Raw genomic sequence first — 9,145 nt, 5'->3', positions numbered from 1 at the left:
TTTTTTAATGACCCCCCCCCCCCCGACAAACACCCTTATCCCGCCGCCGCCCGCTCATTTTTTTTAAACGCCACTGGCGCCTGCGGGGGCGGGGGGGGCCCGGGGGCACGGTGCCCCCCCCGCGCTCAGGTGCACGAGCCGTAGGTACGGGGGGAACCCCGGCTCCGTGCGACGGCCGATGACCAGTCGGCTCACTCATTACTGCGCCGGGGCGGCCGAAAACGTCACACCCTCGGCCCGATGATTTTCACGGAGTACGAAACCGCAGGTCGCAGCGGTGCGAGCGAGGTCCGGAACCGGCCACGCTCCGCGCCGTCCCCGTCGCCACTCCTGCCCCCGTCCTTGCTCCCGTCCTTGCCCCCGTCTTTGTCCTCACCTTTGTCCTCGTCCTTGTTCTTGTCCTGCCGCGCGGCCCGCTTCTCGGCCTTCCGGTCGGCCGTGTCCTGCTGCCCGTCCCGGCCGCGGTCCTGCTTCCGGCCCTGCTTCCCGTCGTGCTTGCGGTCGTGCTTGCGGTCGTGCCGGTCGCGGTCCTGCCCGTGGTCCCGGTCCGCGCCCTTTCCCTGATGACGGCCCCGGCCGTCGGAGGACAGGACGCCCTTGCAGTACGTCCACACCCGCAGGCCGCCCGCCGCGTCCCGCAGGGCACGTCTGCGGTCGGGATCCGGCCGCCGCCCGTCGCGAAGGTCGCGGCAGGCGGAGACGATCTCCTCGCGGTCGCCGCCGGAGCGCGCCTTCGGGCCGTCCGGACCCGCCGCGGCGTCGTCGCGCTGCCCGTCCCCCTCCCCGGTGGGGTCGTGGCCCGGGGTGGAACCGCCCTGGGCGGCGTCGCTCGGCGACGGCGACACCAGCGGGCGCTCCGGATGCCTCACGGAGGCGGAGACCGAGGCGCCGGGATGCGGCTCGTCCTCGCCGAACGGCGCCCTCAGCGCTCCGGTTCCGGCCGCGAGAGCGACCCCGCCGACCATGCCGACGGCCAGCGCGGCGGTCAGGGCGAGACGGACGGGGCGGGCCCAGCGCGGCGGCCGGACACCGACGGTGCCGCGGTCAGCGGGGACCCCGATACGGACCAGACCGGCGTCGGAGACTCCGGCCGCGTCCTCACCACCGGCGTCCGCACGGGCCGCGGCCGTGTCGGCGCGCTCCGCACGGGCCTTGCGGAAAGCGGCCACCGCGGCGGCCTCGCCGGGCAGTTCATCGCTGGTCAGCGGCGGTGTGGCGGACAGCGCGCCCAAGGTCCTGGCAAGGTGTTCGGCCTGGTCCCGGCCGGCGCCTTCGACAGCTCCGAGTGGCTCTCCGCTCAGCAAACGCTCCGCCGTTTCGCGGTCCAGCCACCTGTACTGCTCGTCGGCCATCACACATCCTTCTGCGCCCGCGCGACGCTGTGCGTCACACCTGCGGACGTCACCGCGCCACCGCGCGGTTCTCTCGGGGGCGGCAGGGCGTCGAGCACCCCGGCGGATTCCGGATCGGCCTGCGGGTCGTCGCCGAGCAGTTCGGCGAGCCGCTTCAGACCCCGGTGCGCTGCCGTACGGACCGCGCCGGGGCGCTTGCCGAGCGTCTCGGCGGCCGTCTTCGCGTCGAGCCCCACCACCACGCGCAGCACGACCGCTTCGGCCTGGTCCTGCGGCAGCCGGGATATCAGGGAGAACGCGCCGTCGGTGGCCAGCGCCTCGATGGCCTCGCCCGCGGTGTCCGACTCGGCGGCCCGGCCGGTCAGCTCGGTCTCGTCACCGCCGATCGCGGGCCGGCGCCCGCGCATGCGTATGTGGTCCAGCGCACGGTTGCGGGCGATGCGGGCGGCCCAGCCGCGGAACCGGTCCGCGTCGCCGGTGAACCGCTCCATGTCGCGGGCGATCTGGAGCCACGCCTCGGACGTGACGTCCTCGGCGTCGGGGTCGCCGACCAGCGTCCGTACGTATCCGAGCAGCCGCGGGTGCACGGTGCGGTACACGGTCCGGAACGCTTCCTCGTCCCCGTCCTGTGCCGCGCGCACCGCGGTGGTCAGCTCCGCGTCGTCCCCCAGCACCGCGCGCCCTTCTGCGCCCACACCGGCACCGCTCTCGCGGACCGGGTTCTCGCCGTCGTGGTTCCTCGATCAATGGTTGCGGTGACCGCACCGCAGGTCGGTGCGGTGCCTGCACCGCAGGTGGTTGCGGTGGTCCTGCCGCCTTCGCCTTGGCGCGAACGGCACGTTACGACCTGAAACCACTCCCCGTCCATGTCCGTCCAGGATGCAACTAAGCCGTGACGCGCTGGGGTGTGACAGAAAACGCACACGAGGCGCTGTAGGGAGTACGGGCCGCCGCGCGGCCCGTGCCGCGCGACGGCCGGGGCCTCTCCTGTGGGGGGTGGCGGCCTCGGCCGTTGCCAAGGCGGGGACCGGAAGGTTCGCGGCATCGCCCGGCGGTGACGGCCGGCGCTCGCGAACTCCCTCAGGAATGACGGCCGTTGGACGGCGATTTCTTGCCCTCGCCGCGGTTCTTGCCCCCGCCGGTGTCCGTGCTCCCGCCCGAGTCGCCGCCCCGCTCCTTGTCCCCGCCCGGGTCCGTGGTGGGCTTGTCGCCGTCCTGCGCGGGATCGTCGTTCCCGGAGCCGCCGCCGTTGCCCTTGGGGTCGTCCAGGCGCTCGGCGCAGTACGCCGTGACGTTGCTCTCACCGCCCGCGGCGGCCACGAGACGCTGCCAGGCCGTCGCCTCCAACGCCTTGCCGTGCCGCCGGGCCCCCTCGTAGGCGCGGCAGTGGGCCTCGGTGTCCCGGGCGGGAGCCGGGCGTTCGGGGTGTGCCGGGGCCGGGCGGGTGCTCACGCCGGCGCCGGGGCTGTGGCTGCCGGGGGCAGGCTGTCCCGCCGGGTCGCGCGGGGCGCTGCTCGGGGCGGGCCGGCGCTCGGGTGTGTCCCTGGTGCCCTCCCCAGGCGATCCCGTCACGCCGATCGCCGCCACGGCGACGCCGCCCAGCGTGAGGCCGGCGAGCAGCACGGAGAGCGTCGTCCGCAGGGACCGCCCCGGGTGCCGCCGTTCACCGGCCCGCCAGTCGTCCCGGCGGCGGGTGCGCGTGCGCACGGCCCCGGTGGCCCGGGCGGCCCGGAAGGCGGCGACGGCCCGCTGCTCGGCCCCGGCGTCGACACCGTCCGGGACGAGGGAGGCGACGATCAGCGCCTCCACGTCGGAGTCGAGGAGGGCATGACGGGAACCACGGCCGGAAAGCCCGCCGTCGTTCGGCCGTTCACCCATGTCTTGTCCGTCCCTGCTCGATCCGATCGATCCTTCTGCCGCACCCGCGCCGGCCGGCCCGCCGGGCCCCAGTACGTCCCGCCGGTCCGCCCTGTTCAGGGCGCCCGGCCCGCGCCGTTCCCACGGGCCCGTCCGCGAAACCATCGGTTCCGCTACGTCGACTCACCCAGCGTCCGGGGAGCCTCATCCGTCACACTCTCCGCGCCCAGCTGCCCGGCGAGGCGCTTCAGACCCCGGTGGGCGGCCGTGCGGACGGCGCCCGGCCGCTTGCCCAGGACCCGTGCGGCGGCCGGGCCGTCCAGGCCGACCACGACCCGCAGCAGCACGGCCTCGGCCTGGTCCCGCGGCAGCCCCCGCACCAGCTCCAGGGCGCGCTCGGTGGAGATGGCCTCCAGCGCCTGGTCATGCGTGCTCTGCGGTCCGGGCAGTTCCAGGACGTCCTGCTCCAGCGCGGACGACCGGGGCCGTACCCGCTGCCGGCGCAGGTGGTCCAACGCCCGGTGCCGGGCGATGGTCGCCGTCCAGCCGCGGAAGCCGGCCCCGTCGCCCCGGAACCTGCCGAGGTCCCGGGCGATCTCCAGCCAGGCGTCGGACGCCACGTCCTCCGCGTCGTCCCCGACCAGGCCGCGCAGATAGCCGAGCAGTCCGGGCTGCACCAACCGGTAGGCGTCCGCGAAGGCCGCCTCGTCGCCCTGCTGGGCCCGCGCCACGGCCGCGCCCAGTTCCCCGTCGTACGCCTGCCCGCGCCGGGGTGCCGCTCCCTGACCCAAGTACCGTCCTCGTCCGTGCCGCGTGCGCGCCCTGCCACGGTGATCAGCGCCGGTCCGCACGGAAGTGTCACAGCGGGTCGTACGCCGGGGCACGACGGCGGCGGGGGCTGCCCGGTTCGGGACGTCACGCCCGGCGACCGTTCGGGTCATCCCGGCCCGCCGTCCTCGGGACCCAGACCCCGCGGACGTTTCGGCCGAGTGACGTACCGGGGACCTCTGGCGGCGATGCCACCGCCCACGAAAGGCGAGCGCCGTATGACATCCCGCCTCCTGCGCACCGCCGTCGCCACCGCTCTGGCCTTCGGTGCCCTCGGCCTGACCCAGCCCGCCCGGGCCACCCCCTCGGACGGGGTGCACACCGTCCGGGTGCCGGACGGCGACCCCCACGACCGGTCCCTCGCCCCGCGCATCACCGAGCCGTTCAGCATGGTCGGCATCACCTGGGACGACCCGCACGCGGCCCTGGACGGCACCGCCCAGGTGCGCACCCGCTCCCGGGAGAGCGGCGCGTGGACCGCCTGGCGCCCCCTGGAGGCCGACGTCCGTGCGCCCGAGACCGGCCCCGACCGCGACCGGACCGGCGTGCGCGGCAGCACCCAGCCGCTGTGGACCGGGCCCTCGGACGGCGTCCAGGTGCGCGTGACGGGCCCCCGCCTGCCGGAGGGGCTCCGTGTCGAACTGGTCGACCCCGAGGCCGCGTCGGACGCGGTGCACACCGCGGCCGTCGAGCCGGGCACCGTCCCGCCGGCCGCCGGAACGCGGTCGGCCGAGCGTCCCGTCATGACCTCGCGCTCCGCCTGGGGCGCCGACGAGTCCCTGGTGAAGGACCCGCCCACCTACACGGGCGACACGAAGGCGATGTTCGTCCACCACACGGCGGGCACCAACGACTACGCCTGCTCCGAGTCGGCGTCGATCGTGCGCGGCGTGTTCCTCTACCACGTGCAGAGCAACGGCTGGAACGACATCGGCTACCACTTCCTCGTCGACAAGTGCGGCACGGTCTTCGAGGGGCGTGCGGGCGGCGTCGACAAGCCCGTCCTCGGCGCGCACACCTACGGGTTCAACACCGCCACCAGCAGCGTCTCGGTGCTCGGCGACTACTCGACGGCGGCCACCAACACGGCGGTGCGCCAGTCGGTCGCGAAGGTCGCCGCGTGGAAGCTCGGCCTCTACGGCATCGACCCGACCGGGACGGTCGTGCTGACCTCGGGTGCCGACAACGGCAAGTACAAGCTGGGCCAGAAGGTGACGTTCCACCGCATCTCGGGTCACCGCGACGGCTACCCGACCGAATGCCCCGGCCAGCACCTCTACGACGACCTGCCCGAGATCCGCACCCTGGCCGCGAACGCCACCACCACGGCCGCACCGGCCACCGAGCCACCGGGGCCCGGGGACGACGGCCTGGACGACGGCCTGGAAGACGGCCTGGAAGACGGCCTGGACGACGGCCTGGGAGAGAACCGCCACGAGGACCGCCACGAGGACCGCGGCACGTACCTCCCGGCGCGCTGACGCTAACGCCGGGGCGCCGTGCTCATCGCGTCCCGGCACAACAGCCGCAGCGAGCCATGGCCGCCGTAGCAGCGGCGGGCCTCGTCGATGGGGTCCCACAGCCGCCCGTCGGGGGTGCGGATCCAGTGGTCGCCGCCGCTCGCCCACCACTCGGCGCCGGTCTGACGCGCCACCACCTCACCGGCGTACGCGCCGAAGCCGCGCAGCACGTGCTGGACGGCGGCGCCGGGCGCCCCCTCCCGCCGTATCCCCTCGATCATCCGGTCGACGCTCCACAGGCTCTGCGCCGAGTAGTCGAGGTGCAGCCGGGCTCCCTCGCGCATCGTCGCCACCGTGTCCGCCGCCCATCGCAGCGGCTTCGCAGCCGCCGATGGCCTGGTCTCCGCTTGAGTCGTCACACCCGGGAAAGCGCTCGGGCGAAGCGTTTCGTCACCCGGAATCGACGGCTTCCCCGAAGCGGCGCAGGACCACCCCACCTCACCCAAGGGACAGTCACAGGACTTGCCCAGGAACGGGGTTTACGCGGTTCGCGGCACCCGGGACCGCTTGCGTCAGCCCTGTTGCCGACTGCGGCGGGACACCACCGCGCGCAGGACCCGACGCCCCTCGACCGACACCTCCAGGGCCCGGCGCAGCCCGGCCGGACCGTGCCCGGCGAGGACCTCCAGGACGGTGACCTGGCGGCGCAGTTCGGCGGCGACGAGGGGCGACATGCCGTCCGTGCGCCCTTCGCGGCGGGAGTCGACGGACGCGGCCTCGTCCTCCGCGGTGTCCAGGAGCCGGTGGATCTGGAGGGAGGCCACGGAACAGGCATCGGCCCACACCCGGACCGCGGCGGCGGACCGCTCGGCGGGGGCGGCCTCGAGCATCCGGTGGGCGAGCGCTGCCGCCTCGTCCCCGGCGCCTGCCGCGTCCAGCTTGCCGCGCGCCTGCTCCAGCCGCTCACCCCACTCCTCGGCACCGGCACCGTCGCTGAGGCTCGCCCACACCGGCCTGAGGATCTCGTCGTCGCCGCCCAGCAGGGGCACGCACCGGTCCAAACAAGCCAGCCCGCTCGCGGCCAGCCCGCGCTCGTCGGCCTGTGCGATCAACTCCACCAGGCTCATCCACGTCTCCCTCCGCGGGCCTTCTCCGGGGCCCGATCAGGCCGCTGACGGCCTTCACCCCTCACGGAACCCGCACCTCCCCTTACTGCGTGCGACGGCCCCGGAGTGTCACAGGGGCACCACGCCCAGTCTGTCGAGGAAACGGAACAAGAGGTTTTCGGCCAGGGGATCAGGGTCTGACGTCAGTACGTCCACGAGGGCGTCGGCGTTCACCTCGCGCCCCGCCTCCGCGGCCCAGCGCACCGCCCGCTCGGCGGCGTCACCGGGCTCCAGGAAGTAGTCCTCCAGCGTGAGGCCCTCCCGGTCCGACCCCAGGTACCCGGCCATGGCGGAGCGCGCGAGGCAGGTCGTCCACGCCCCGCTCTCCGGGGCCGCGGCCTCCAGCACCACGCACGCGCTGTTCATGACGTACCCGAAGAGCGCGGGCGCCCCGGTCTCCCGGGCGAGGGCGTTCATGTTCCCGATGTCGCCGTCGCTGCTCGGGTACTCCCACACCTGCCAGCCGCCCGGCGCCGAGGCGCGCTGCGTGAGGCCCTCCCCGGCCCCCGCCAGCGCGTCCAGCTCCGGCAGCGGCCGCTCCCCGCGGCCCACGACGAAGTATCCCCAGTAGCCCATGTCCCGGTTCCCCCCGGCATATTCGGTGCCCTTCGCCAGAAGACCACCACAGGCGTACGGAAGTTCGCAGGCGTATGGGCCAATTCGTGCCGGTCAGCCGAGCCTGTCCGCCAGCGCCTGGAACTGCGCCCAGGTGAGGCCGGGCTCGCCCGGGTCCCAGAGCTTCTGGACGGTCGCCCGCAGCGGCATCCGGATCCCGGCCGCCACCTGCTGCTGCGTCTGGGAGTCCGCCAGGTCGCACCAGACGGCGAAGTTCCCGCCGAGGATCTGGCCGTCGTAGCGCGCGGGCACGGCCGCGGTGCCGCGCAGTACCCGAGGCGTCCACTGCTCGTAGATCCGCTGCCCGGTCGGATAGACGAAGGTCTGCGGCTCACCGAGCACGTAGTAGAGGAACTCGTCGTTGTAGTTGATCACCTTGCGGCCCGCCTGGAGGTACTCCAGCGGCTCCCGGGCGCCGATCTCCTTGCCGGTCCAGTAGGCGACCTGGATGTCGCCGGCGGGCTCGACGGACGTGCCGCGGAAGAAGCCGTCGTTCCAGGCGCGGGGGGTGCGCTGGTGCTCGCGGACGGTGGCGGCCCGGTCGTTGAGCCACCCGGTGGTGAGGTCGGCGACCGTGGCGCCGGAGCCGTACTTCTTCCGCGCGGCCTCGGCCAGCTGCGGGAACGTCGCCTCCGGGTCGGAGCGGACCAGCGCCTGGTACTCGTCGGCGCCGAGGTGCCAGGGCTTGCCGGGGAAGAGCTCCGCGTACTCGTTCAGCAGCTCGTCGACGATCTCGGCGCTCTCCGGCTTGGAGATGTCGATGGCGCCCTGCACGGGCGAGCCCTGCGCGGTGCGCAGCTGCAGGTCGGGGTGGGCGCGGAGGACCGCGCCCAGGTGCCCGGGGGAATCGATCTCGGGCACGACCGTGATGTGCCGGCTCTCCGCGAGGTCGATGATCTTGCGCACCTGCGCCTTGGTCAGATGCGGCTGGGACACGATCTGCGGCTGCGTGTCGGACTCGATGCGGAAGCCCTGGTCGTCGGAGAAGTGCAGCCCCAGCTGGTTGAACTTCAGGTCGCCCAGCTCCCGGACGCGGTCCTCGATCCAGTCGGCCGTGAAGTACTTGCGCGCGATGTCCAGCATGAACCCGCGCTGCGGCTTGGCCGGCTCGTCCTTCACCACGCCCTCGGGGGCCGTGCCGCCGTCGTGGGTCTCCTGCTTGAGCGTGCGGGTGCCGTAGAAGACACCCGCGTCGGTGGGCCCGTCGATCTCCACCCGCCCGTCGCGCACGGTCATCACGTACGACTCGGGGTTCGCCCCCTTGCCGCCGTTCAGCGCCAGCCGCAGGTCCCCGGACTTCTCGTCGTCCTTCTCACCCGCGTACGTCATCCCCAGCTCGCCGGCGACCAGCTTCCCCTCGTCGGCCAGCGCCGGGTCGTCCACGACCACCCGGTTGCCCTTCTCGGGCCGCCAGCCCGGGCCGCGCGCCGGCTCGTGGTCGCGCACGGCGGGGATGGTGCGGGGCGCCTCGGACAGGGGGTAGGAGCGGGTCGGGCTGGGGGTCGGGCTCGCCTCCGGCGCCCGGTCCGGGGGCGCGGCCTCGGGCGCCCCCTGTGAGGATCTGGCCTCCGAGCCCGTGGACCCGCCGTCGCCGCCCGAGGCCGCCCAGAGCCCGAGACTCACCCCGGCCGCGACCACGACCAGGGCTACCGCCATGGCCACGACCAGCACCTGCCGCTGTTTCCCCTGCTTCGCCGAAGTCCGGCGCCTGTGCTGACTCACTCAGCCAACCTAAAACCCGGCGGCGCACGGCGCGCGTCCACCACGCGCGCGGAAACTCTCTCTCGCGGGTGAAATTCAGGCATCCTTCGGACACGTCATGGTCGTACTCGATAGCGTGGCGTCACATCTCTCACACCTTGCCCTG

Annotated in this window: 9 protein-coding genes; 1 reads left to right on the top strand and 8 read right to left on the bottom strand. The window is 73.9% G+C overall.

The window, feature by feature from the left end; all coding sequences use genetic code 11:
• Positions 1-224: 224 nt before the first annotated feature.
• From ACFV20_RS00370 to ACFV20_RS00355, 4 genes are all read right to left on the bottom strand, one after another.
• Positions 225-1,352, bottom strand: a complete 1,128-nt coding sequence (locus tag ACFV20_RS00370; protein WP_385650606.1) for a hypothetical protein — start codon at positions 1,350-1,352, stop codon at positions 225-227.
• Complete coding sequence (locus ACFV20_RS00365) at positions 1,352-2,026, bottom strand: RNA polymerase sigma factor (RefSeq protein ID WP_385651251.1); 675 nt, start codon at positions 2,024-2,026, stop codon at positions 1,352-1,354. Before ACFV20_RS00365 ends, ACFV20_RS00370 begins: the two co-directional genes overlap by 1 nt.
• Before the next feature lie 406 nt (positions 2,027-2,432).
• Complete coding sequence (locus ACFV20_RS00360; protein ID WP_385650605.1) at positions 2,433-3,230, bottom strand: hypothetical protein; 798 nt, start codon at positions 3,228-3,230, stop codon at positions 2,433-2,435.
• A 152-nt stretch (positions 3,231-3,382) separates the two neighbouring features.
• Entirely contained in the window at positions 3,383-4,000 is a 618-nt protein-coding gene (locus tag ACFV20_RS00355; RefSeq protein WP_385650603.1) for an RNA polymerase sigma factor, read from the bottom strand.
• A gap of 255 nt (positions 4,001-4,255) precedes the next feature.
• On the opposite strand from ACFV20_RS00355, the gene ACFV20_RS00350 reads away from it, so the two are divergent.
• Entirely contained in the window at positions 4,256-5,518 is a 1,263-nt protein-coding gene (locus ACFV20_RS00350; protein ID WP_385650602.1) for an N-acetylmuramoyl-L-alanine amidase, read from the top strand.
• A 2-nt stretch (positions 5,519-5,520) separates the two neighbouring features.
• On the opposite strand, the gene ACFV20_RS00345 is transcribed toward ACFV20_RS00350, so the two are convergent.
• The 4 genes from ACFV20_RS00345 to ACFV20_RS00330 form a co-directional block, all read right to left on the bottom strand.
• Entirely contained in the window at positions 5,521-5,916 is a 396-nt protein-coding gene (locus tag ACFV20_RS00345; protein ID WP_385650600.1) for a hypothetical protein, read from the bottom strand.
• A gap of 153 nt (positions 5,917-6,069) precedes the next feature.
• Complete coding sequence (locus ACFV20_RS00340) at positions 6,070-6,624, bottom strand: hypothetical protein (protein ID WP_385650599.1); 555 nt, start codon at positions 6,622-6,624, stop codon at positions 6,070-6,072.
• 108 nt (positions 6,625-6,732) lie between these two features.
• Entirely contained in the window at positions 6,733-7,239 is a 507-nt protein-coding gene (locus ACFV20_RS00335) for a hypothetical protein (RefSeq protein ID WP_385650596.1), read from the bottom strand.
• A 93-nt stretch (positions 7,240-7,332) separates the two neighbouring features.
• Positions 7,333-8,934 (bottom strand): glycoside hydrolase family 20 protein, encoded by a 1,602-nt coding sequence (locus ACFV20_RS00330; protein ID WP_385651248.1) that lies wholly within the window; start codon positions 8,932-8,934, stop codon positions 7,333-7,335.
• Between the last annotated feature and the right edge of the window lie 211 nt (positions 8,935-9,145).

It is taken from the genome of Streptomyces sp. NPDC059696 (assembly GCF_042733745.1).
GTDB lineage: Bacteria > Actinomycetota > Actinomycetes > Streptomycetales > Streptomycetaceae > Streptomyces.
Note: the sequence above shows the minus strand (reverse complement) of the source record. Positions and strands in the feature narration are given on the sequence as shown.

What these genes read in the sequence shown, in the direction of transcription:
- ACFV20_RS00340 (WP_385650599.1), bottom strand. Translation starts at nt 6,624, where the DNA reads ATGAGCCTGGTGGAGTTGATCGCACAGGCCGACGAGCGCGGGCTGGCC.
- ACFV20_RS00370 (WP_385650606.1), bottom strand. Translation starts at nt 1,352, where the DNA reads ATGGCCGACGAGCAGTACAGGTGGCTGGACCGCGAAACGGCGGAGCGT.
- ACFV20_RS00335 (WP_385650596.1), bottom strand. Translation starts at nt 7,239, where the DNA reads ATGGGCTACTGGGGATACTTCGTCGTGGGCCGCGGGGAGCGGCCGCTG.
- ACFV20_RS00360 (WP_385650605.1), bottom strand. Translation starts at nt 3,230, where the DNA reads ATGGGTGAACGGCCGAACGACGGCGGGCTTTCCGGCCGTGGTTCCCGT.
- ACFV20_RS00330 (WP_385651248.1), bottom strand. Translation starts at nt 8,934, where the DNA reads ATGGCGGTAGCCCTGGTCGTGGTCGCGGCCGGGGTGAGTCTCGGGCTC.
- ACFV20_RS00350 (WP_385650602.1), top strand. Translation starts at nt 4,256, where the DNA reads ATGACATCCCGCCTCCTGCGCACCGCCGTCGCCACCGCTCTGGCCTTC.